The organism is Paenibacillus sp. 23TSA30-6 (assembly GCF_014858585.1).
GTDB lineage: Bacteria > Bacillota > Bacilli > Paenibacillales > Paenibacillaceae > Paenibacillus.
On sequence record NZ_SLTL01000048.1, the window covers coordinates 1 to 23,327 of the forward strand.

The window sequence follows — 23,327 nt, forward strand, 5'->3', positions numbered from 1 at the left end:
GTGCGGTGAAAGCTGCATGCACGGTGTGGAGGAGGGGAAAAGGCGGAGATCATATCAAACCCTTACCTATTCCAATAGATCCAACAGGAAAAGGCTGGGTGCGAGCCGAATTATATGGATATATGGAAGATTGCGTCACGATGATTGCCTTTACAAATCCAATGTATATCACTTGAACTCAGGTCACTATAATAGAAAGGCTGGGCTTTGGACGGTGTCAACAAAACAAGAGAACATTAAGCAGCTTATAGAGGAATATATAGAGGTCAACCAAATTGAGCCGGGCGAGAGGCTGCCTTCGGAAGCTGAACTTTCCCGATTGTTCTGCGTCTCGCGTGCGACGCTACGGGGAGCCGTCCGCCAGTTGGAAACGGAAGGCAAGCTGTTGGTGAAGCACGGAAGTGGTACGTTCGCTACTTGTCCGCTGCCGAGTATTCCAAGCTCGCTGGACCGCCTGTACAGCATCGGGGACATGATTCGTTCGGCAGGGTTGCGGGAAGATGAGCAGTTGGAATCTATCCAGAGGATGACGATTTGTCCCCCCGATATTGCCGAACGAATGAGGTTTTCCGAGAATGAGCCCATGATTGTTCTGGAGCGGACTCGCACAGCCGATGGAGAAGCGGTAGCCCATTCTATCAATTGGATGCCGGAGACATTGGCAGGTTCGATTTTGGAGGGTGGGTCTTTTTCGGGTTCGCTTTTTCAAAGCCTGGAACTTAAAGCCGGGGTACGAATCGTTGGCGCGTATTCGGAGCTTACCGTCCCGAGTCATGACGATGCCCATATGACGCGTCTGTTGAAGCATCCGCAGGCCACGGTGTTACTGCTCAAGCAGCTTCATTACGATGAGCTGAACAGACAGGTGTTGTATTCACTGGATTATGTCCGCAGCGACATTTTCCATTTCTGGGTGCGTCGTACACGCTGATCCATGGAAGCATCACATCTACTATTCAATCGTGCTAGTTTTACATATTCCAAGGGTTAAAAATCGTCATATCTCGTCAATACTGATCTATATGCACTTCATGATGATACACATGGCGGATGCGTATTAAGGAGGTAACGGGATATGAGGTGGCTTGGATGGCTGCTTAAAAAAGGAATGACGGTGGTGCTGGTCAGCGCTTTAACGCTGGCGGTAACAGGTGTGGTCGTGAATGCCTATGTTCAATCGCTGCTGCGGCAGTTTAACATCCAACTGGATCATCAGCCAGTATGGGGATTGGGCTGGCTGAATGGAAGCTCTGGTACTGATAAAAGTACAGATACGGGAAAAAATAAAGCTACGGGCGGCGGTTCGGAAAGTGTAAAACCGCCTGATGATGCTTTACCTGTCATGGGACAGGGCTTGGAAGCGAACGGGAGCGGCACGGGTACCAGTGGGGCAACGAATGGGAAAACCCCTCAGGATGGCGGTTCTTCGTCGGCTGATGCATCTGGCAACGCGTCACAGGAACGAGCAGAAGGTACAACTACACCTGAAACGAGTATTGAAGGTCATGACCTGGTCATCACGCCCGATAATTTGACGGAAAAGAAGAACAGTTTACCCGCCGAGCAGAAGCAGGAAATTTTTGCGATTCTGATGAATAAATTGCCGCCTGAGGAAATGCAGAAAATATCTGCCGCGATGGAAGGCGGCCTGACCGAGCAAGAGTTGCAGGATATTCAGCAGGTGCTTGCGAAGTATCTAACGAAAGAAGAGTATAACAAGCTGATGGGTATGCTTAAATAATAACGATTCGACTATGGGTAATGCTCATGCTCACAATAGGACTGTGGAATCCGCGCCGGGCGCGGATTTTTTTGCGTGTCAGGCAGAAATTGGAGTGGAGTTGAATTCTTTGTAAAAGCTATGTTAAAGTAAACAGTGTCGCGAAAAGGTTAAAATTTTGAAACCTTTTACGCAACTATGCAATGATAGATAGCGACTAATATCATAGATACTTGTAAATACAGACTGGATTCATAGCGAGAAAAACCAATAACGAACGCATTTATATAGGAGTATTTTGCAACAATCCCAAGAGTAATTTCAAATTAGCAATATATAGATCGAAACGGTTTAGTTCGTCTATCTATTGTACTTTCGAGCGTTGGGAACCGAATGATGCAAAATGCTGATAGAGATAAGATATGCTGAAAAGGAGAGAATCATGGAGGTTTTTAAGGGGAAGCATTCACCAGACAGCAGGAAAGAAGATTCAAGCGTTGAAGACAAGCCTGCTGGAGCAGCAGGAAAAATAGCAATGTGGTGGAACGGACGGAGAAAATGGTTGAGCTGGATCGCAGGCGGTGTGGTGATTGCAGGCAGTCTTATTTTTGCTGGCAATCAATATGTCGGTGCCAATACGGTCCCTTATTATAAAGTGTATGTAAAGGGTGTTGAGGTTGGAAGTATTCTCAATGAGCAACAGCTAAAGCAACTGTATGCAACGAAGAGCAAGCAATATAAGGACAAGTATCCCGGTGTGGACATGGTGCTCAATACAAGTGCGGTAACGACAGGCATTGAAAAGGCGTATAAAGTGGATATCGACAGCGGAGCAACACTGAAGAAGCTGGATGGTATGCTGACTGCGTATGCCAAAGGAGTAGAAGTAAAGGTCAATGGCCAGACGGTCGGTATTGTAAAGGATAAAGCGACTGCGCAGGCGGCTTTGAAGCAAGTGCAGAAGAAATACACACCTGTGGGTGAAGGCACGGCTACAGGCATCAAGGGACTGGTTCGCAAAACATCCGTGGGCAGCAGTCATGCAAGTACCAGTAGCAAAACCCCTAAAGCGTGGCTGGAGTCTGCTAGTATTCGTGAGAAAATTGCATACGAGCCTGTAAAAGCAGACCCGAACAAGGTGCTGACTGAGGCAGAAGCGGTTACAGCGCTGACCGAAGCGCGTGAGGCACCCGTAACGTACACAGTACAGGAAGGCGATTCCTTGTCGTCGATTGCGAATAAATTTAATATGACCGCTTGGGAGATTAAGCAGAACAACCCCGGCTCGCGTGAGCGGTATCTGCAAATCGGGGATGAACTGAAGCTCACGGCTCCAAAGGCTCCGGTTACGGTCCGGACGGTGGAGAAGGTCGTCGAGCAGATTGCCATTGAGCCTGAGATTGAGGTTCGCCAAAGTGATGAACTGAAAGCAGGAGTTACCAAGGTTGTCAGACCGGGACAAGCAGGGTTGAAGGAAATGGATTACCGTCTGACCAAGGAGAACGGCGAGGTCGTGCAAGAGGAATGGCTCGGTCAAAAGGTATTGCAGCCGTCTGTTACCGAGGTGGTTCTGAAAGGAACGAAGGTCGTAGGTGAAGGCTCTGGACAGTTCGCTTGGCCGGTGTCCGGCGCAACGATGTCGAGCAGCTTTGGCGCACGCTGGGGACGTATGCATGAGGGTGTCGATTTGGTCGGCAGTCCTGACATTCACGCATCGGATGAAGGTGTAGTTACATTTGCAGGTCAGCAGAATGGCTACGGCAATGTCATTATGATCGACCATCGTAACGGCTACCAGACGGTGTACGGGCATTTGAGCAGCATTGGCGTTCAAGTAGGACAGGTGGTTCAGCAAGGCGAGTCGATCGGAGTTATGGGTAACACGGGACGCTCGACAGGAACACATCTGCATTTTGAAATTCGTAAAGAGAATACGCCACGCAATCCAATGACGTATTTAAGATAGATGGATCGTTTATAACGATGAGTTATTGATGATTCATGAGGTTACGGGGGAAGGCCATGTTTTTCTGCATGCTTAACAGTAGTGCAGGCATGGCTTTTTTCGTGTAAGAAAAAGGGGCTGGACAAGTGATGGAATGGCGTGCGGGTATGGTAGAATAGAATAAGCAGCTTATGGACACTGACAAACGAAAGTTAATATATAACATGATCCGTGAGAAGAGGTGAGCGCTGTATGCAGGGAACGATTCTGGTGGTGGATGATGAACAGCCTATCGCTGATATTTTGAAATTTAATTTGGAAAAAGAGGGCTATCAGGTGATTTGCGCCTTCGATGGAATCAGCGCGGTGGATATCGCGGTCAAGCAGCAGCCTGACCTGATTCTGCTCGACCTGATGCTGCCGGGGATGGACGGCATGGACGTGTGCCGCGAGGTGCGCGGGCATCAGCTACAGACGCCGATTATTATGCTGACTGCCAAAGACGGCGAAATCGACAAGGTGTTGGGACTGGAACTGGGCGCAGATGATTATGTGACGAAGCCGTTCAGCACACGGGAATTGCTGGCGCGGGTGAAGGCACAGATGCGCAGACAGCAGCGCGGCGGGGGAGGCACGTCGGAAAGCCGCTCGCAGGAAGAGAAGCAGGGGCTGCGCGTGGCGGACCTCTTTTTTGATACGGATATGTATACAGCTTACAAAAACGGTACACCGCTCGATCTGACGCACCGGGAGTATGAGCTTCTGTATTATATGGCGAAAAATGCCGGGAAGGTCATGACGCGGGAGCATTTGCTCCAGGCGGTGTGGGGCTTCGAATACTATGGGGATGTGCGGACGGTGGATGTGACGATCCGGCGGCTGCGCGAGAAGATTGAGGAAAACCCGAGCAAGCCGGAGACGATCCTGACGCGCCGTGGACTCGGATATATTATTAGCGGGGGCAAAGGTGGCCTGCGGGCATGAGATGGCTGTCTTTCTTTCGCACCATTCATGCGAAGCTGATCATTATTTATGTGCTGTTGATTTTGGTGGCGATGCAGCTGATCGGGGTTTATTTTGTCAGCTCGATGAAGAACTCTTTGACGAGCAACTTTACACAGGACTTGCAGGCACGGGCGGAAATGCTGTCCGTGCTGGCAGAACAAGATCTGAGCGGCAGTGACGGTAAAATGGAGGAAGACAGCGTAGAAAGTTTGCGTGCACGCGTGAATAATCTGTTTGATTTCAGCGGCGCAGAAATTCAGGTGCTGGATGCCAGCGGTAAGGTGCTGATTACGTCCCAAGGCTCACACGCCGATTATGTTGGACGCAAAAATACGCAGACGGTGGTCAGCCGCGCACTCCAGGGTATCCGTGACAACGAGGAATACATGGTGGACGAGGATAATGTCCGCAAGAAGGTCGTTGCCAAGCCCGTCATCAGCCAAGGCAAGATTGTCGGCGCAGTGTATATCGCTGCCTCCATGAGCGAGCTGTACGATACGATGAAACGCATTAACAATGTGTTTCTATCAGGCATGCTCATTGCATTGGCGTTGACGGCTGTGCTGGGCGTGGTGCTGGCGCATACGATTACACACCCGATCAAGGTGATGACGCGTCATGCGACAGAGGTTGCCGAGGGCAAATTCGACCAGCAGATGCCTGTGTTTGGCGACGATGAGATCGGCAGGCTCAGCGTGGCCTTTAACTATATGACAGGCCGCTTGCGCGAGGCGTTGTCGCAAAATGAAGAGGAGAAAGAAAAGCTCTCCTCCATCTTGACCAACATGAGCGACGGTGTGGTCGCTACAGATGACAATGGCCGGGTTATTCTGGTCAACCGCCGAGCCAGTGCGATGCTGGGCGTGAACGAGAACGAAATGACCGGCAGACATATTGCGGTGCTGCTCGGTATCGACCCGGAGGAAACCGAGGCCCTGTACAGCGGTTCCTCGGCTTCCACGCTGTTACAACTGGAGCCCGCGGGTCAGGACGAGCCGATCGTTATCCGCGTGACGTTCACGCCGATTCATCGGCGTGAATTCGGCATCACGGGAACGATTGCGGTGCTTCAGGACGTGACGGAGCAGGAGGAAATGGAGACAACACGGCGGGAGTTCGTAGCGAATGTATCGCATGAGCTGCGCACCCCGTTGACGACGATCCGCAGCTATGCCGAAGCGCTGGATGACGGGGCAATGGGTGAACCGCAGCTCGCGGAGCGTTTCGTAGGCGTGATCCGCAACGAGACGGAGCGTATGATCCGGTTAGTTACGGATTTGCTGCATCTGTCGCGGCTGGATTCCAATGAGGCGCCTTTGCGGATGCAGCCTGCGGATGTGATGGAGATGCTGGACGAAGTCGCGGATCGATTTTCTTTTCAAATGAAGCAAAAGAATATCCGGTCTGGAATGTTCGTGGAGCAGGGGATCGGCAAGGTCGTGATTGACCGGGATCAAATTGAGCAGGTGTTGGACAATCTGATGTCCAATGCTTTGAAATATACGCCGGAGGGCGGAAATATTCGAATTGAAGCTCGCCGTAATAGTGAGGAAATGCTGGCTATTTCGGTTCAGGATACCGGAATCGGGATTCCGAAAAAGGATTTGGACCGGATTTTTGAACGGTTTTACCGTGTGGACAAGGCCAGATCGCGCAATATGGGTGGCACAGGCTTGGGGCTATCGATTGCCCGGGAAATTGTAAAGGCGCATGGGGGCCAGATTTTTCTGGAGTCAGAATACGGTCAGGGAACCTGTACGACCTTTACGCTACCCATGTCGGGTGAAGGGAGGGAAGCACAGTGAAGGAACGTTTGAAGTCATGGGCGCTTATTTTGCTGGTTGCTTCCAGCCTCGTACAGAGTTATTTTCTGATTTATCGCCTTCCGGGCAGTGATTCTGTACTTACCTCAGAGACAAACTATGTTAAAACCGAGAGCATGGGACAGGAGAAAAAGATTGAAAATCTCGTGTTTCCCGATAAAATGCTGATTCACCAAGGGCAAAATAAGCACACCGTTTTTTATCCGGGAGTTGCTTTCTATGATTTGATTTTTAAACGGCTGGAAAGCCGGAGCTTTAACAGCTTTCAACGTCGGAGTATCCAGTCGGCGGATTGGGCGCGGATTCGCAGCGAGAATGAGGGCATGGAATTGTCCTTTTCGGGGGGCGTTCCTGTTTCACTGCTGGAGAGGGTCATGCGTCTGACGCCGGATTCTGTATTTCAGGGAGAGACGATTAACCGTATCTGGATCTATATAGATGAAAAAAATGCCAAGCCGCATGCTCTCTTTTTCAGTGCCAGAGGCGATGTGGTGTATGAGGCGAATCAGTTCGATATGACGGTGGAGGATATCCGGCAGCATGTGAATTTCGGTAAAAATGCCCCGTTGTACGAGCTGGTGGATAATCAGTATTACATTCCCGCAGATAATCTGGAGACGGTGCAGCCAGTGGTATATGCCGGGTTGTTCACGACAGAGCAGATGCAGCGGAATTTATTTTTCGATCCGGGGATTACGCGTAATATTCAGGAGAAGGATGGTTCCCAAATTTATACAGACAGCAAGCGCAGTCTGCAAATCAAGCAGGATCAGCGATGGATGAGCTATACCGATCCCAGCGCCCCGGGGGCGAGCGGAAGCAGCCCGATTAGGGATGTGTTGGCCGCAGTTGATTTTGTAAATCAGCATGGCGGTTGGGATGCTTCTTATCAACTGAAAATCAGAAGCAGCGATGAAAATCGTACAAGCGTGCTGTTTCAGCAGTATTACGGAGCTTATCCGGTGCTGGACACGCCATCCTTCCGGTTTGGCACGATTTTGTTGGAAATCCAGCAGGAAACGGCATCCGTCTATGATCGTTCGCTGTTGTATCTAAAGGGCGGCGAACAATCCTCGAAAAAGGTTATGCTTCCAGGCGGCGAAACCTTGAAGAAGCAGTTGGAAGCTGTAGCCAAAGGGAAAACGATTAGAAATCTAACCCCTGTATATCAGCCGGAGCTGACCAATGATGGGTTAAAGCTCGTTCCCGAGTGGCGGGTTACGTTGGGCGATGGTTCAGTGGCAGAGATTCACGCTGTGGCCGTAACAGCGACAACGTCGAGTACACCGCAAACACAGCAATCTCAGGAGTCAAAGAAGTGACCATATAGGCTTATGGTAGAAGGGGGGAACGGGAATGGATTGGAGCCGCGCGAAAAACGTACTGATCTGTACATTTTTGCTGCTCAATGTAGTGTTGGGGCGCCAGTTGTGGAATGATGCGCAGGAAACGGCAGGGCCGAATCTGGATTTTACTTCGCTGGATGAAAATACGCAGCGTTCAATGGAAGAGAAGAGCATTCAGGTGTTGGCTCCGATTCCCGGGGATACTCCCCAGTTGCCGAAGCTGTCTTACACATATGTTCATGGCGGGGAAAAGGATGTGCGTGTGAAGCTACCGGAGCCGGTAGACAGCAAGCTTGTATTCACTCACGATTCGCTGGTTGAGGCATTGCAGCCGCAAATCAGGGACATCGACAACTACCAGTATGATCCGCTGGATGTTCAGGAGGAGCTTACATCCGGACAGGCAGATGCTTTTGTGCTACACCCGTTGGTACAGGGAAAGTGGCCTTTATTTAATGTGAAGCTGGCTCTGTTTTACAGTAATCAGAAAATTACCGGATATCGCAAAATTCAGGTTGATCTCCAGCCCTCGGATGAAGCGAAGAAAATGCTGCCCGCATCCAAGGCGCTGGCAAGGTTGATTGACAGTTATTTGCCGCGTGATGCGATTGTGAAGGATATACGGCTTGGTTATTACGGACAAACCTTTAACTCGGATAGCCAGGTAGCTGCGCCTGTATGGCGGTTTATGCTGGATAACGGGCAAGGCGTGTATTACGTGCAGATGAATGGAGATGTCATAAGTCCAAAGACAGAACAAACAGAAGGGTCTTGAACAAATATGGGGATTTCATTTACCGTGCTGTCGAGCGGTTCGACCGGCAACGCCACCGTTGTCCGGAACGAAGACACGACATTACTCATCGACGCAGGTCTCAGCGCGAAGCGTATTGATGAATTGCTGAAGGAACGCGATCTGAGCGGAGAAGAGTTGGATGGTATTTTGGTCACACATGAGCATTCCGATCATGTTAAAGGACTAGGCGCCATGGCGCGTAAATATAATTTACCTGTGTATGCGAATGAGAAGACGTGGTTTGCCATCAGTAATGCCGTTGGTCAGATTGCGGACGATAACCGCAGAATATTGGAGACAGGCGGAACACGGGAATTTGAATCGTTGCGCGTAGAGTCTTTTGGCATATCCCATGATGCGGCTGAGCCGGTAGGCTATAGCTTTTACGATGGGGCAGAAAAGCTCAGTGTAGCCACCGATCTGGGCTATGTCAGCGACAAGGTGAAGCAGGCCATTTCAGACGCAGATGTATTGGTACTGGAGTCTAATCATGATGTGGAAATGCTGCGCATGGGGCGTTATCCATGGAACATCAAGCGCCGTATTCTCAGCGATATCGGTCACTTATCCAATGAAATGGCGGGCGCGATCCTTAGCGAGCTGCTGACAGGGCGGACGAAGCGAACGTATTTGGCGCATTTGAGCCGCGACCACAATATGATGGAGCTGGCAAAGCTGACGGTGCGCGGGGCGATGGAAGACCGCGGCTGCTTTTACAAGGACAGTGAGTTCCGATTGTGTGATACGTATTATGACCGTCCTACACCGTGGGATAAGGTGAGTGAGTCATAAAACTATCCAGCTCGGCGGCTTTGCGTTCTACCTCTTCGCGGGTTACAATGCCTTTGTCCACCAGTAGCTCAATGAGTGTACTTAACGCCAGAGTGTTGCGGTAATGCTCGTCTTTCAGATCCGCAAGCTTGGCAGCCATACGAACTTCATCCATAGCTGAGCGATGTTGATTCATCATACATTCCTCCTGTTAAAATATTTGAAAAATGGCGTGTGATCGGCTTGGTTTTGCCGGGTGCTGTGATACAATAAAGCTAACAACTGAAAGCTTTCTGAAAGAAAGCTCGTATCAGAAGCATAAGCTGTTACGAGCGAACGGGAACAGGCCAGAACGTCTCTATGAGACGATCATTTTGTAATAGAATAGAAGACTTGTTACTATTGTAGTCAATTGATTTGGAAATCATTCCTCCTTTTTCCTCTATTCGGAGTGGATTGCGGCGTGTATGCTGGTTTATGAGATCAGGTGCTTAGGGAGGCCCCATTTGTGGTGATTAATAAGTAGGCTGAAATGATCTGCTGTTTCGGTCATGGGGGATATTCAATCCATTTTGGCGTTCAAACGGAGCGAGTCTCTGTAGCATAGGTTGGCGCAAGCCCGAATAGCCCTAATTTTTTAGTGAGTGTCGGTGCATGACAACGAAGGGGAGAGGATTAGCATGGGCTTGTTTGATGACGATTTTTATTCAACGAGGGTATCCACGCGTGCGGCCAAAAAAAAGGCATTCAAGGCACGTCGTGGAGGACAGGGACGATGGCCGCACAGGAATCGGGACGTGAGTCCGGTGCAGGCCGCTGTCATTAGCGGTGCAGTTAGTGCGGTGGTTGCGGTGCTACTGTTCAGCTTTATTACAGGTCTGCCCTCCACGACAGCGGTAACCGGAGCAAGTCATTATCCCATGCGCCAAGCGGCGGGTGATCCGTATGACCGGATTGTGCAGGCGGCAGCCAAGGTGCGTCCGGCCGTCGTCAGCATCGTGAACCTGAAAGGGGAAGACGGTCATAGCACGGAGCCGTCGGCGCTTGGATCGGGTGTTATTTTCCAGATAACTTCCGGCAAAGCCTTCATTATGACTAACAATCATGTGATTGAAGGCTCGGATGATCTGGAGATTGTAACTGTGGATGGTGTCAAAAAAGAGGCGAAGCTGATCGGCAAGGATCGCATTAGCGATATCGCAGTGCTGGCGGTAGACGATAAGGGCATTAGCACAATAGCAGATATCGGTGATTCCAGTAAGCTTCGTCTGGGCGAGACCGTGATTGCCATTGGTAATCCGCTTGGCTTGGGCGATACGCTCACCTCCGGCATTGTGAGCTATACGAATCGGATTATTCCCATTTCCATTAATCAGGATGGCGTATATGACTGGGAACAGCATGTCATCCAGACCGATGCAGCGATTAATGAAGGAAACAGCGGCGGTGCGCTGGTCGATTTGGACGGACGTGTGATAGGCATCAATACGATGAAAATTGCCGATACCGGTGTGGAAGGACTCGGCTTCGCGATTCCGGCCAATGAGGTCATGAAGACGGTGAATGAACTGGTTGAGGACGGCAAGATTACCCGTCCTTATCTGGGAGTATACACAGTTGACCTCAATAATGAGTATGCTCCGCTGGATGAAACACAGCGCAAGGAACTCAAGTTGCCTGACACCGTAAAGGACGGAGCGGTTGTTCTGGAGGCGCACGGCCCTGCCAAGGAGGCAGGCTTGAAGCTGAACGATGTTATTACCGCGTTCGATAGTGAACCGATTAACTCCACGCTTGATTTGCGCCGCTACTTGTACGATAACAAGAAGATTGGCGATGAGCTAAAAGTTACCTTTTACAGGGCAGGCAAGGAAGAATCCGTGACATTGAAGTTAACGGATAAGCCGGAAGGCTAAGGTTTAATGTATAGGCATAACTATAAAAAAGGCGTTCTCCGGATCATTTTCCGGGAACGCCTTTTCAGTTTGTCGGTTGTATTTTAGGTTAGGATGCCGTTCCCGTCACACGGGTTCCGCTCTTGGTAATCTTGTATGTTACCACATCGCCGCTCCAGAAATGGAACTTCAGCGTGACTTCACCATCCTTCACACTGTTAAAAAATTCAGGCAGCAGCTTGATGCCATTCGTATCATACGCAGGGGCAAAGGTGTTGCCAAACTCCTTATACGGTGTCCAATCCTGCGGACCGGCATTGCCGCCATTGGTATAAACAGCTTCCATCGTGGCAAGCTGGCTGCCACGGAAGTCTGTTGGAATGGTAAAGGTTTGCGTAGTACCCTCGGTTGCACTTAATTTTGGTGTATCATACACGACTACTTTAAAATTCCAGTCTGCCCCCTTATTAAACTTGGCGTTAATTACTGCATTCTCACCATATTTACCGGAAGTGGTTAGGCTGGTAAGCAAGCTGGCCTTCAAGGTTAATGTATCTCCGCTCAGTGTGTAGTCGGTGCCCTGTTTCAGTTGCTTGTTGTTGGCGCTGAGTGTGTTCAGTTGGTTGCCGTTCAGGTTTAAAGAGACCATGGCATCCTGAACGGAAGTGCCTTTCTTCAAGTGAATGAGGTCACTGACTGCATTGGAGGAACGTCCTTTTAAGCTGGATTTCATGACATTAAAGAGTTCAGGATCGGACCACTTGTATGTTGTGCGGTTAAAATGCTGGCCATTATCCCAGAGGATGCTTGTTATTTTCTTCTCTTTCATATAATAGGTCAAAAACTCAAAGAATTTCAGCTTTTCGCCTTGTTCAATAACACCTGTATTTTTATCGAAGCCGAGCAGGCCGTATTCACCGACGATGACCGGGATACCCTTGGCTACAAATGTGTTATAGGCGTTATCAAAGGTTTGGATAATATCGTTTTTGGTATCCTTCTCAAATGTAGTATATCCGGCAATATTCACACTAAAAGGCCAATAGCCATAATAGTGGACAGTCGCAATCAGGTTGGGATCGTTCAGTTTGGTTATCGTGTTGTACAACTCGTTGATTTTGTTCTGGGCAGGTGAAGTATCCAAGCCGGGCAGAACAAGTGGGCGGGTTGCATTATTACCGCCAGAGGCGCGGACGATTTTGTGGAAGGAAACATTCAGTTCTTGGAGCATCTGGTTCATTTTCGCTTCATCCGTCGTTCCTCCTTCGGAGAAACGGGGTTCGTTAATGCTCTCGAACATCAGCTTGTTCGGCTGATCTTTAAAGCGATTGGCAATTTGTGTCCAAAGTGAGTTATAACGAGCCAGCACTTCGTCATGCTTGGGCTCCATACTGCTTACCCATAACCACGAATCATGATGGACATTGAGCATGACGTACAGATTGGCATCCAGTGCCCAGCGGACGACTTCTTCTACACGGTTCATGTAGGCAGCGTCAACGGTATAATTCGGTGCAGCTCCGATGTGCTTATCCCAGGTGACGGGAATACGAATACTTTTGTACCCTTGGGCAGCAATTTTCTTGATCAGTGCCTGAGTAATGCGTGGATTGCCCCAGGCAGTCTCATCTGCCCCGACAGCATCCAGAGAATTGCCCAGATTCCATCCGGGTTGCATGGCTTCGACATACGATTGCATATTGCTTACTGCGGTGGCTTGTGGTGCTTGTCCGTCAGATTCAGCAGCGGTGGCAACGGACGCGAACGTGGATAACAACAGAGTAATGGCAAGGGTCAGCGACAGCAATGAAACGGGTCTTCGTTTGAACATATAGGCAGGCCCCTTTACAAAGTTATTTTTGAAAGCGCTTTCGAATGAGATACTACCATACTATTCCATTATAGAATACCTATATAATTAGTGGGAAAATCATGTGTAAATTAGATATTTTATCATTGTAAACGTTATTATTGATAATAAGAGAGAATTCGCTTAGAATTTATTGTCCTACGAGGAAAGCAGATTAGCACGGTTTAGTCAGTAAAGAAGGGAGAATGAACTGGATATGAACAAGTGGGACACTGAAGAGGCCATTCGGCGCTGGAATATGCATGCAGAGAATTTTACCGCCAGATACACTGAAGAAGGGGATCGCTCTCGCGAAGTGCTGTTGAATCCTGCATTACAAGAATGCATGGGCACCCTCGTGGGTAAAAAAGTGCTGGATGCCGGGTGTGGTGAAGGTTATCTGAGCCGTAAAATGGTCAGGACGGGTGCACTGGTGGAAGGTGTCGATTATTCGCCGGAAATGCTGGAGCTTGCAAAAAAGCGGACACCGTCAGACTTGGGGATTACGTATCATCACGGTAATCTGGAGAAGCTGGAGATGTTTGGGGATCAGAGCTTTGACCAGATCGTATCCAATATGGTCATACAGGACTTGGAGGATTATGAGCAGGCGATTGCGGAAATGCGGCGGCTGTTTGTGCCAGGGGGCAGCTTTATTTTTTCTATATTGCATCCGTGCTTTCAGACGCCAGATAGTGGATGGGTGAAGGATGAGGCAGGGAAAAAGCTGCACTGGAAAGTAAATCGCTATTTCAGCGAAGGCGCATTGGAGCAAGATATGCCTTATGATCAGGAGGAAAAGCTTCTGTACTTCCACCGCACGCTGGGCAGCTACGTACAGGCTATTATTGGAGCGGGTCTGCTACTGGAAGCCATGATCGAACCGAAGCCGTCGGCAGAGATGCTGGAACGATATCCCGATTACCACGAGGACCTGAACGTCAGTCATTTTCTCATTTTTAAAACTAAGCGTCAGGGATAGGAATCAAGCCCTTTTCTTTCCGCGTCAAGTGTGGTAGAACAAAAGAAGGCGTTTGTAACAGACACCAAACAACTGGAAGAGCTTCATACGGAAAGGGATGCAACTGGGATGTACGTGGTATGTAAAGAGCATGTGGAACTGGCAATTGATATGTTCGTCGATGAATACGAGGATGCACCGGATGTCGTCGATCTCAAGGAAACGAAATTTTCGGATTGGGACCCTCCAGTGAAGTGCAAGGAATGTGAGCAGAAAGCGGAATTTTTAGTCGTCTAAAAAACAAGCACGGGCGTTTCGGGCAGAAACGTCCTTTTTGTATACTAGGATTTTGCAAAATCCTCATACATATAGCTATACTTATTCCCAACAGGTGCTGAGACAGGAGTGAACGATGGATGGACCCTTTGCTGCATTCACTGTTTCGTCCGATTCAGGTCAATGGAAGTGATTCTTCCACAACCTATATCGAAAAAAGGCCGTCTGCTCCGCTGAGAGCTTATGTCGCTTGCTATTGGGAGTCCGGTCCGGTTACTGGAGAGGTTTTGGAGGGGAATCTGGGTGTTTCGTGTGGTAACGAAGCTACATTAAGCTTGTCAGGTGAAGAAGCGGTGGATCGGGTATTACCTGACGGCTGTACGGATATTCTATTAAAATACAACCCGGTGAGTAGGAGTCAGGATATCTCGTACTGCGGGACGTTTACACATCCGTTCGTATCTGCCAGACAAGCAGGGTCCGAGACACGCATTTTTGCTGTGCGATTTTTTCCGGGCGGGGCACATTATTTTCACGGTATGCCGACTCACTTGTTTACAGGCGGTAATTATCGCTTGGATGATATATGGCCCGAGAATATCGAGATCATAGGTGAGCGCATTTTGGAAGCTCGGGATTTCAATGAACGGGTGCGCATAATGGACGAGTATCTGAACCAGCTTATACTGCGCCAAGGGACGAACGATTGTGACCTGATGAAAAACCTGCTGCATCGTATCTTTGTAAGTAGTGGGAGTATGAGTGTTAAAGAGCTAGCAGAGCGCGAAACGATCAGTGAAAGACAGATCAACCGCAAGTTCGGGCAATGGATCGGGATCAGTCCCAAAAAGTTCAGTGAAGTCGTCCGCTTCCAGAGCGTTCTACACAGTATCCAAAGCGGCGGGGGTCTGGATTGGACGGAGCTGGCATTGAAGCACAGCTTTTTCGACCAGGCGCATTTAATCCGCGATTTTCGCAGGTTTTATGGAGATTCTCCGCTTACAGCGGCAAGGGATTTTCGAAAGTTGTCCGATTTTTACAATACACGTCCTGAGGCTTCCGTTATACTCAAAACATGAAGAAGAATGACAAAGGAGAGATGAGAACATGAGTGGAACGCTGCAAATCCGGGAACACCTGCTGAATGAGCTGGAGACTGGAGTACGAACAGGTGAAGCCCTGATCCGTAAAATACGTCCAGAGGATTGGAGCTTTCGCCCACAGGACAATTTCCGCTCACTTTTGGAGCTAGTGCATCATTTTGTACTCATTCCTGCTTCGGATCTTGCGATTATGCATCAGGAGAAGTCCGAGGAAGAAGTAGGGAATATTGAAAACAGCCTGTCCGAGGTAAACGATCCCGAACGTTTGGCTGCAAGTTTCAGGGAGAATTTTGAGGCATATAAGGCTTACATTCTTTCGCTCAGCGAAGACGATTATTTGAATCGTTCGACCAAAGCTTTTTATATGGAGCATGGACATTTGCAGGTCCAATGGCAGATTGAGACCATGACACACGTGTTCCATCACCGTTCGCAGATCTATAATTATTTGAAGCAGTTGGGGCATGAAGTGAGCTTTTTTATGTTGTACGCTTGAGTGTTTTTTATAAAAAGGTTTGAAGGGCACCTGTGCGGTGCTCTTTTTTTGGTTGTAATCAAGCTTTTCCGGGATGGAATGGCCTTACTCAAACGCGCGTGAAACTTCTTTACTAACTCGTCTGAGAATCCCGATTTGCTTTTTATGTTCAATTCATTTTTTGTTGTAACTCAATTAAACCAACAATATTTTTTGTTATAGTAGTAAGAATTTCGAGCTCTGTTGTTTCTCTTGAATTTATGAGTACCATAAGTTCATTTATGATTTGTTTTCGATCCGAAGTTTCATCGAATTGAAAAAGTTCAAAGGGTGGAACTTTTAACGCTAAAATTATTTTTTCCAACGTCTCCAATGAAATATTTCGATCCCCACGTTCTACTCCGCCAATATAACTGTAATGAAGTCCTGCTGCTTCTGCCAGTTGTTCCTGTGTCCAGCCTTTAGCTTTTCTTAGCTCCCGTATCCGATTTCCGACACTTTCTGGTAAACTCATGTAATCACCTCCACTTAAGGTTAGAAGAGGAGAGAATATCGTTACAGACCATCTAGTTCAAAATAAAATCATTAAAAATAGTACTTTTAAGTACTTTTTTATATTGACCTTCATTCTCGTTTTCTATACAATTGGTTGTAAATGGAAATATGAGGAGAGGCTACTCTTGAAAACTTCTATCCTAAAATCACTCAAACCGGACATCATTGTTGAAATGTTAGAGATGGCTGTGGCTTTTGAAAATTGGAAAAAGGTGATGGAGACGGCGGATATTTTGTACCGATGTGTACAGCGTATCTATGAAGAACGGCAGTATCATAAAGCAATGAAATTACCCATTCCGGATGTCAATTTAGAGCGCCCGCTGGTATATTATTTTGGGCTCAGTCACCTGATGTGTGGAATGGCTCACCAGAACCAGGGTGCATATGAGCAGGCAAGGGAGTGCATCTATAAGTATGCTGAGCTGGGGTGGATGGAGGATTTAAAGGAAGAAGACAATCAGGTTGTTGAGGAATTCAGGTTTATAGCCAAAACTAATTTATATGCAGTAGATATTTTGTCTGGAAATATAGAGCTGATCGAGGAATATGTAGCCTTTTTACAGGATAATCTAGAGGAAATATTACCGGGGCTGAATACCATATTACAGGCAGCGCTTATGTATCATTTGGATGTAGGAGATATTTTACATACGTTTGCAGAGCAGATTGATGAATTCGGGAGTTATGAAGACGCAGAGAACATATCATACTATTATAGCTACTGCTTTCATTTGGCTTTGTACTATCGGAAGTACGATAGATTACAGGATGCAGTGGGATTTACTGTGCGGGCGATGCAACTTGCCGATCAGTCGGGTAATGATGGTCAATTTAAGAAATGTACAGCATTGTTTGAGTCCCTGCGCGAGTCTGCGACAGCTGAACAAATCAGCGAATATCGTCAGATGCTAATGCAGTGTCTTGATGAATATGGAACTGATAGGCATTTCATTGTGAAGAGCGTAAATGAATGATCCGCTATGATCTGAACAGGGAGTAGGCTCGTAGTGGAGAGGAAATAGATAGGTAAGAGACGTTTCAGGTGCTAAAATAACTATGTTAAAGGTATCTTTTCATGTTAGGGATCGTAAATACGATTTTACATTATCATTCGACATAGATAGGGGTATGGAATTTGTTTATTCAGCTTATAGGTGTGGGGAAGTTAAAAGAGAAGTATTTGGTCATGGGAATTCAGGAATACGCTAAACGGCTGGGGCCATACATCAAGTTTCAAATGATCGAGGTAGCGGATGAGAAGGCTCCTGACACACTGAGCGAGGCGGAGGTTCGACAGGTCAAGGAGCGAGAGGGCGAGCGTATTCTTGCTCATGTGAAAAGTGAAGCACATGTCATTGTGCTCGCCATCGACGGCAAACTGTGGAGCTCGGAAGAACTCGCAGAGGAATTGGACAAACTTGGCACCTACGGTACAAGCCATGTTGTCTTCGTTATTGGTGGTAGCCACGGTCTTTCTGACGAAGTCCTTCGCCGTGCTCAGCAGAAGCTAAGCTTCGGAAGGATGACCTTGCCTCATCAACTGATGCGGCTGGTGTTGGTGGAGCAGATTTACCGGGCGGTGAAGATTAATCGGGGGGAACCGTATCATAAGTAACGGCAACGCAAATTTGTGCCTATCGATAGATACGGTGAATATAAATTATAGTTTGAGACTCCCTATGAGTATTTTTATTAGGAAATAGTCAAAAGTAAGAACCGTTATTAAAAACACACTAGCGATAAAGTAGAATACTGCTATATGAAGTCTTTTGCGATAATATAAATAGCTAGCAGTAGCAATTAAAAACAGTGTGGGAAAGGCTATTGATAGTGAGTTAAATAATATTTTCAGTAATCTAAACATTGTATTAATTTCACGATTTATTGAAATAAAGTCCAGCAGTGCAAACACAGCGAACCCGCTAAAAGCAATACTTAGAATAATCATTTGGGTTCGCAAGTTGTAATTATCAGCAAACTGCCGTAGCACAATCGGTAATTTTGAAATTCTTGATGGAATCGATTTTGAGAAATAGATAATTATCTGCAATGCAGAAAGAAGACGATTAAAAGCGGTGCCAATAAATTTAGTCACGCGATGCCCCCACGAAGTACTAACGGATTCATCAGTTAACAATGAGTTGTTGTACGCAATAAAATCATTATTACTTCTGATAAGTAACTCGTAGCTTTCTCCACCATAGTATACGGATTTTTTTAGAAGGATAACAACATCTTCTACGTCTTCAATATTATGAAGATGCAAAGCAGTTAAATAACTGTTTCTGGCTTTTTTCTGTAAGGCTTCTTCTTTGCGATCCAGTAGAAGTAATCCTATAAATGAACCTATGATATATGGCATCAGAGTCACGTTAATAAACTTATCAAACAACTCTTTAAACGTATTGCTATTTGTTAGATTGAGAAATTCTTCAAAACCTTTTGCATCAAATCCTATAACAAATGTATTAATGCTGTTTGATACATCTTGTGATACAAATAATAGTAATAGTATCAACGCATTAAAAATGTAATTCACGAAAGTAAATGCATTTTTTGATCGTTTAAAAAAATATGGCGGTGTAATACCGATAATAAGTACCTGAATAAAAATTGAGACGAGCAAGTTCGATAAAAAATATGATTTATCCGACGCAATGAAAATAAAGCCTACTCCTACGTGAATTAAATTATCAATAAAGCCCCGAAATTCCGCACTAGTAAACGAAGGCGGGGTTCCTGTTTCAAGAAACTTCATTGAAAAGGCAAGTAGCGAAGTAATAATTAATAGCAGTACCATGAAGGAGATTATTAGAATCATTAGACCAAAGAATGTCGAAACCAATATCATTAACACAGGACTGACTTTTGAATGGCTTAACCTAATTATTAGTATGAACGCAAATGCAACCAAGAAGAGAAATGGTAGCGTAACATCATTATCGTTGAGTATGGATGGACGATTAAATATCACTTCTACCCCAACTAATAATGTGGACACTAATAAAAAACACCCGATCAACAATTTAATGGCATTATGTATAATACTCTTCCTGTGAAGCAAATCATTAAAGTAAGAGTTAATATAAAAATACTGTAGGTCTTTCAATCCCTTTATCGACTTGAAAACTCTCCAACTCAATATAAACGCAGCATATATTGAGTAGCTTGTAGATATTATCATAAGCAGAGTGAAAATCGGGTATTTATGAGTCAATACAACTAACATAATATTCATGGAATTAAAAGCAAAAAATCCATTAAATGATAATATTTTTTCATGCAACCACTTAAAAATAATAATTCCCTCCTGTTGATTGTCATTAGTTTTATATGAAAATGTTGCCGATAACCATATTTCGATTATCGGCAACAATTTCATAGTATTTGAGACAGCTAGTTTATTTATTCTTTAAGCATACCGATTATTTCATCACAGTATTTACAACTATTGTATAAATTCAAGATTGTTTCATTTCTTCCTCAGAAAACCTGGAGGATTTTGCGATGATATCGATATATCACATCATCATGCCCTAAGACACACGAAGTAGATACGCACGTTAATGAATTCGCGTAGTCATATGTTATTGTAAGGAAGTACCTGAATCATCCGAGTTTATCCTATCAATAGATACTAGTGAACCGTATCATAAGTAACGGCAATGCATATAAATTTAGGACTAAAGAAGGAACTCAATGATTGATGTCGAATCCATATTATACAAAATGCCCCAAAGGGAGTGCGCATATTGACTTACTTCATAGAGACTGTTCCTAATATTATTGATAACAAAAAGCTTAGAGAACCACAAATTGAAGCTTATATTAAGATTAAGGAATATTTTGAAAGTAACCCGACAGGCGAAGCATTGGTAGTTTTACCTACTGGTACAGGTAAGAGTGGTTTAATATCAATTGCACCTTATGGGGTTTCGTCTAAGAGAGTCCTGGTAATAACTCCAGGTCTGGTGACAAAAAAGAGTGTGGTTAAGACATTGCATCCATTAGAGGATAATTTCTGGCTGAATCAGGATGTAATATTCTCCCCTGAGGATATGCCAGTGGTGGAGGAATATGAAACTGACATGTTAATGTCTAGCTTAGAGAAATGTAATTTTGTTATTACGAATGTCCACAAATTAAATATTAATAGCCCAAATTCTTTATTAAGTAAAGTACCACGAAATTTTTTTGATTTAATTATTGTAGATGAGGCTCACCACTCTGTAGCAAATACATGGGTTGAAGCCTTACGGTATTTTTCAGAAGCTAAGAAATTGCACGTAACAGGGACTCCTTATAGAGGTGATCATCAAGAATTGCCAGGCGAGGAGATTCACAATACATCTTTATCTGAAGTTATGGCATTGAAATATGTAAAATGGCTTAGGAAAGCAACCATTAACAACGACAATTTATATTTTTCTATTCCTGGTGACCCTAAAAAATATAGTAAAGATGAAGTTCTTGCTAAAAAGGAAAAAGAGTGGATTGAGAAATCCATCGCGCTTTCCAAAGAATGTTCAATGGATGTTATAGATGAAAGTATAAATCAACTTAAAATCATCAAAAATACTTCTCCTAATGTTCCGCATAAGATTCTGGCTGTAGCATGTAGTATTGAACATGCAAGAGATGTTGCATACTGGTACAAAGAAAAGGGGAGTACAGTCTGTATCGTTCATAGTGGGATGAAGCCAGATGAACTTGAAAAAGCATTTGTGGACATTGAGGAACATAGATGTGAAGTGGTTGTTTCCGTAAACATGCTAATGGAAGGGTACGATCATAAATATTTGACAGTTTTATCTCTTTTTAGGCCTTACAGGAGTTTAAATGCATTTGCACAAGTAGTAGGGAGAATTTTAAGAGCTATTCCTAGTGATGAAATAACAGATTTTGCAATAGATAATAATGCAGTCGTTATATTCCATGAAGAGATAGGTCTAAATTTAATGTGGGAAGTATTCTCTAAGGAAGTTGAAAATAGCAAAAGAATTCCTGTGAAAGATTACGAGATATCTGATAGAGAATATACAAAACGAGAAATTGTATATGCCTCTATTGAAAAAGATGAGTATTTTATAAGTGATAAAGAATCGTACCTCTCTGGGCTTGATTTCAATGAAATGTTTGAAGAAGCGAGACGTCAAATTGATTCAGAACTGGAGAGTAAAATCCAAAAACTCAGAGATGCAGGGTTTAGTGAGGAAGAAGTACTCGCAGCGAAAGATGCATTAAGAAAGCAGTCAATTACATCCAAAAAAATGGAGCTTGATGAGTTATTACTATCCAAGAGACCAGAGTTATTAAGGAAAAAAACCAGAGGGCTCTTATTTAATAATGCTAATGAAGCTGTACAAGTAATACTTTCCGAAAAGGATATTAATCCCAAAGGAACTGAGTTATATTTTAAATTTAATAAGATAATCCATAACTTAAATAGTGATTGTACCAATGATGGAATATTGGTAAGATACATTAATGCAAGATTATATTTAAAATACGGCCCTGTTAAGAAAAGAGAGCCGGAGGCGCTACTTGAGTCACAGAAGTATCTTGGTGTGATAATTGAAGAGCTGAGGAGGATGCTATAGTGGAAATGACAACCATGATAAACAAGAAAATCAATGAATTGATAAATTTATTGCTTACTGATGGGGTACAACCCTACGATTTAATTGATAATATCTTTTTACATGAGTATGATGAGATATCTTATAAGAAACAAAATGGAATGATTATTGGTGAACTTACCTTTTTGGAAAACATAGCTTCAAGAACTTTAAAAATTAAACTTAGATATCACTATACCCTTGATAAGACGTTGGTAAAAATAGAAGAGGTAATGTGCGGAGAAGCAAAGTTACTGTGGGATAGAAGTTCTACTGAAACAAAAATCCTTGATGAGTTAGTAGGTTTATTAATCGAGGTTTATAATGAAAGCCAGATGTCGAATTTCATTTCAACTTTACCTGATAATCTCAAATCAAAAATTGAGAATAAATTATATAACTTAACGGCGTAAAATAGGAGAGAGGCAGGGCATTAGTGCCTCTCTTCTATTTTTTTGTGACCAATTTGCTATGGCACAGGAATAAATGAAACTCAAGGAATGCGTTGCTTACTTTGTTTAATGTATTATCAATTGGATTTCCCTAATCTTTCTATCAGACGCCACCGTTACCCGTTTAATAATTGCATGTACCAATTGCTTTTTTCGCTCATTACTCATTTGATCGAACAACCCTGTGAACTCCCCAAGCATCCCACGTATTTGATCCAAATTTACCGGATTACCACCCTCATTTTTAAGAACATCCTCAATATCCACTCTTTGCTTCAACAGTACCGTTTCCTGCTCAGCCAATTCCCCCACTCGTTCCTTAAGTAAATGAACTTCCAGCATATCCTCCTCATACAATTTGAAGTATTTAGATTTCTTACGTGCAAGGTCGCTTATTTCCTTGTCAATCTGCTTTAACTCATCAATCAAAGCCCCTTTATCCACTTTCTGTTTCCCATTTAACCTATTCATCACATCTTCGATCAACTGCGGTTGATTCACAAATTCCTGTATCCGTCTCAGTATTTCCGGTTCAACATAATCGGCACGTATACTATTGGCTCTACATACCGCACTTCCTTTGTTGGCAAACTGTCCGCATTGATAATACAGCGTATAATACCGCTCTCCATTGGCGCGTTTACGTGTAGCTCTTTGTGGACTACTGTCAATAGAATGGACACCCAAAGTCGAGAATTTCAAGCGGGTTTTCGGTACAACCGTTCATACTGATT

General features: G+C 45.2%; 22 protein-coding genes. 17 read left to right on the forward strand and 5 right to left on the reverse strand.

Annotated elements, in window-relative coordinates:
- Positions 1-214: 214 nt before the first annotated feature.
- The 8 genes from E0698_RS24840 to E0698_RS24875 all read left to right on the forward strand — a co-directional run bounded on the left by E0698_RS24840 (position 215) and on the right by E0698_RS24875 (position 9,427).
- Positions 215-931: a GntR family transcriptional regulator gene (locus E0698_RS24840; protein ID WP_149096170.1), complete on the forward strand. Its 717-nt coding sequence runs from the start codon at positions 215-217 to the stop codon at positions 929-931.
- A gap of 144 nt (positions 932-1,075) precedes the next feature.
- Entirely contained in the window at positions 1,076-1,741 is a 666-nt protein-coding gene (locus tag E0698_RS24845; protein ID WP_192513251.1) for a hypothetical protein, read from the forward strand.
- A gap of 421 nt (positions 1,742-2,162) precedes the next feature.
- Positions 2,163-3,686: a M23 family metallopeptidase gene (locus E0698_RS24850; RefSeq protein ID WP_192513252.1), complete on the forward strand. Its 1,524-nt coding sequence runs from the start codon at positions 2,163-2,165 to the stop codon at positions 3,684-3,686.
- 231 nt (positions 3,687-3,917) lie between these two features.
- Entirely contained in the window at positions 3,918-4,649 is a 732-nt protein-coding gene (yycF, locus tag E0698_RS24855; RefSeq protein ID WP_134911790.1) for a response regulator YycF, read from the forward strand.
- A 71-nt stretch (positions 4,650-4,720) separates the two neighbouring features.
- Positions 4,721-6,475 carry a cell wall metabolism sensor histidine kinase WalK gene (walK, locus tag E0698_RS24860; RefSeq protein ID WP_442953260.1) on the forward strand — a complete coding sequence of 585 codons (1,755 nt, stop codon included), beginning with the start codon at positions 4,721-4,723 and terminating at the stop codon, positions 6,473-6,475.
- On the forward strand, positions 6,472-7,815 hold the full coding sequence (locus E0698_RS24865; protein WP_192513253.1) for a two-component system activity regulator YycH: 1,344 nt from the start codon (positions 6,472-6,474) through the stop codon (positions 7,813-7,815). Before walK ends, E0698_RS24865 begins: the two co-directional genes overlap by 4 nt.
- A 34-nt stretch (positions 7,816-7,849) precedes the next feature.
- Positions 7,850-8,614, forward strand: coding sequence for a two-component system regulatory protein YycI (yycI, locus tag E0698_RS24870; protein WP_192513254.1), 765 nt, complete (start codon positions 7,850-7,852; stop codon positions 8,612-8,614).
- 6 nt (positions 8,615-8,620) lie between these two features.
- Entirely contained in the window at positions 8,621-9,427 is an 807-nt protein-coding gene (locus E0698_RS24875; RefSeq protein WP_134911794.1) for an MBL fold metallo-hydrolase, read from the forward strand.
- Here the strand turns inward: E0698_RS24875 and E0698_RS24880 are convergent.
- A complete protein-coding gene (locus E0698_RS24880; RefSeq protein WP_192513255.1) occupies positions 9,396-9,602 on the reverse strand; it encodes a hypothetical protein in 207 nt (68 codons plus the stop codon). The genes E0698_RS24875 and E0698_RS24880 overlap by 32 nt on opposite strands.
- A 484-nt stretch (positions 9,603-10,086) precedes the next feature.
- Here E0698_RS24880 and E0698_RS24885 point away from each other — a divergent pair, with 484 nt between their 5' ends.
- Complete coding sequence (locus E0698_RS24885; protein WP_192513256.1) at positions 10,087-11,322, forward strand: S1C family serine protease; 1,236 nt, start codon at positions 10,087-10,089, stop codon at positions 11,320-11,322.
- An 88-nt stretch (positions 11,323-11,410) separates the two neighbouring features.
- Here E0698_RS24885 and E0698_RS24890 read toward each other — a convergent pair whose 3' ends face one another.
- Entirely contained in the window at positions 11,411-13,132 is a 1,722-nt protein-coding gene (locus E0698_RS24890) for a cellulase family glycosylhydrolase (protein ID WP_192513257.1), read from the reverse strand.
- A gap of 235 nt (positions 13,133-13,367) precedes the next feature.
- Here E0698_RS24890 and E0698_RS24895 point away from each other — a divergent pair, with 235 nt between their 5' ends.
- From E0698_RS24895 to E0698_RS24910, 4 genes are all read left to right on the forward strand, one after another.
- The gene (locus tag E0698_RS24895; RefSeq protein WP_192513258.1) at positions 13,368-14,132 is read left to right on the forward strand and encodes a class I SAM-dependent methyltransferase; all 765 of its coding nucleotides are present in this window, start codon (positions 13,368-13,370) and stop codon (positions 14,130-14,132) included.
- 108 nt (positions 14,133-14,240) lie between these two features.
- Positions 14,241-14,408 (forward strand): CxxH/CxxC protein, encoded by a 168-nt coding sequence (locus E0698_RS24900; protein ID WP_081750721.1) that lies wholly within the window; start codon positions 14,241-14,243, stop codon positions 14,406-14,408.
- Positions 14,409-14,527: 119 nt separating this feature from the next.
- Positions 14,528-15,466: a helix-turn-helix domain-containing protein gene (locus tag E0698_RS24905; protein ID WP_192513259.1), complete on the forward strand. Its 939-nt coding sequence runs from the start codon at positions 14,528-14,530 to the stop codon at positions 15,464-15,466.
- A 28-nt stretch (positions 15,467-15,494) separates the two neighbouring features.
- On the forward strand, positions 15,495-15,986 hold the full coding sequence (locus E0698_RS24910) for a DinB family protein (RefSeq protein ID WP_192513260.1): 492 nt from the start codon (positions 15,495-15,497) through the stop codon (positions 15,984-15,986).
- Positions 15,987-16,134: 148 nt separating this feature from the next.
- On the opposite strand, the gene E0698_RS24915 is transcribed toward E0698_RS24910, so the two are convergent.
- Complete coding sequence (locus E0698_RS24915) at positions 16,135-16,479, reverse strand: helix-turn-helix domain-containing protein (protein WP_192513261.1); 345 nt, start codon at positions 16,477-16,479, stop codon at positions 16,135-16,137.
- A gap of 166 nt (positions 16,480-16,645) precedes the next feature.
- Here E0698_RS24915 and E0698_RS24920 point away from each other — a divergent pair, with 166 nt between their 5' ends.
- Positions 16,646-17,497 (forward strand): DNA-binding protein, encoded by an 852-nt coding sequence (locus E0698_RS24920; protein WP_192513262.1) that lies wholly within the window; start codon positions 16,646-16,648, stop codon positions 17,495-17,497.
- Between the two features lie 161 nt (positions 17,498-17,658).
- Positions 17,659-18,138 (forward strand): 23S rRNA (pseudouridine(1915)-N(3))-methyltransferase RlmH, encoded by a 480-nt coding sequence (gene rlmH / locus E0698_RS24925; protein WP_013312768.1) that lies wholly within the window; start codon positions 17,659-17,661, stop codon positions 18,136-18,138.
- Between the two features lie 45 nt (positions 18,139-18,183).
- Here rlmH and E0698_RS24930 read toward each other — a convergent pair whose 3' ends face one another.
- A complete protein-coding gene (locus E0698_RS24930) occupies positions 18,184-19,524 on the reverse strand; it encodes a hypothetical protein (protein WP_192513263.1) in 1,341 nt (446 codons plus the stop codon).
- 751 nt (positions 19,525-20,275) lie between these two features.
- Between E0698_RS24930 and E0698_RS24935 the strand changes: the two genes are divergently transcribed.
- Positions 20,276-22,123 carry a DEAD/DEAH box helicase gene (locus E0698_RS24935; protein ID WP_192513264.1) on the forward strand — a complete coding sequence of 616 codons (1,848 nt, stop codon included), beginning with the start codon at positions 20,276-20,278 and terminating at the stop codon, positions 22,121-22,123.
- Entirely contained in the window at positions 22,123-22,554 is a 432-nt protein-coding gene (locus E0698_RS24940) for a hypothetical protein (protein WP_192513265.1), read from the forward strand. Before E0698_RS24935 ends, E0698_RS24940 begins: the two co-directional genes overlap by 1 nt.
- Positions 22,555-22,659: 105 nt before the next feature.
- Here the strand turns inward: E0698_RS24940 and E0698_RS24945 are convergent, their stop codons facing one another.
- On the reverse strand, positions 22,660-23,295 hold the full coding sequence (locus tag E0698_RS24945) for a hypothetical protein (RefSeq protein ID WP_192513266.1): 636 nt from the start codon (positions 23,293-23,295) through the stop codon (positions 22,660-22,662).
- Between the last annotated feature and the right edge of the window lie 32 nt (positions 23,296-23,327).

What these genes read in the sequence shown, in the direction of transcription:
- E0698_RS24895 (WP_192513258.1), top strand. Translation starts at nt 13,368, where the DNA reads ATGAACAAGTGGGACACTGAAGAGGCCATTCGGCGCTGGAATATGCAT.
- E0698_RS24915 (WP_192513261.1), bottom strand. Translation starts at nt 16,479, where the DNA reads ATGAGTTTACCAGAAAGTGTCGGAAATCGGATACGGGAGCTAAGAAAA.
- yycI (WP_192513254.1), top strand. Translation starts at nt 7,850, where the DNA reads ATGGATTGGAGCCGCGCGAAAAACGTACTGATCTGTACATTTTTGCTG.
- E0698_RS24850 (WP_192513252.1), top strand. Translation starts at nt 2,163, where the DNA reads ATGGAGGTTTTTAAGGGGAAGCATTCACCAGACAGCAGGAAAGAAGAT.
- E0698_RS24900 (WP_081750721.1), top strand. Translation starts at nt 14,241, where the DNA reads ATGTACGTGGTATGTAAAGAGCATGTGGAACTGGCAATTGATATGTTC.
- E0698_RS24845 (WP_192513251.1), top strand. Translation starts at nt 1,076, where the DNA reads ATGAGGTGGCTTGGATGGCTGCTTAAAAAAGGAATGACGGTGGTGCTG.
- E0698_RS24880 (WP_192513255.1), bottom strand. Translation starts at nt 9,602, where the DNA reads ATGAATCAACATCGCTCAGCTATGGATGAAGTTCGTATGGCTGCCAAG.
- E0698_RS24875 (WP_134911794.1), top strand. Translation starts at nt 8,621, where the DNA reads ATGGGGATTTCATTTACCGTGCTGTCGAGCGGTTCGACCGGCAACGCC.
- E0698_RS24885 (WP_192513256.1), top strand. Translation starts at nt 10,087, where the DNA reads ATGGGCTTGTTTGATGACGATTTTTATTCAACGAGGGTATCCACGCGT.
- E0698_RS24890 (WP_192513257.1), bottom strand. Translation starts at nt 13,132, where the DNA reads ATGTTCAAACGAAGACCCGTTTCATTGCTGTCGCTGACCCTTGCCATT.
- yycF (WP_134911790.1), top strand. Translation starts at nt 3,918, where the DNA reads ATGCAGGGAACGATTCTGGTGGTGGATGATGAACAGCCTATCGCTGAT.
- E0698_RS24910 (WP_192513260.1), top strand. Translation starts at nt 15,495, where the DNA reads ATGAGTGGAACGCTGCAAATCCGGGAACACCTGCTGAATGAGCTGGAG.
- E0698_RS24905 (WP_192513259.1), top strand. Translation starts at nt 14,528, where the DNA reads ATGGACCCTTTGCTGCATTCACTGTTTCGTCCGATTCAGGTCAATGGA.
- walK (WP_442953260.1), top strand. Translation starts at nt 4,721, where the DNA reads ATGCAGCTGATCGGGGTTTATTTTGTCAGCTCGATGAAGAACTCTTTG.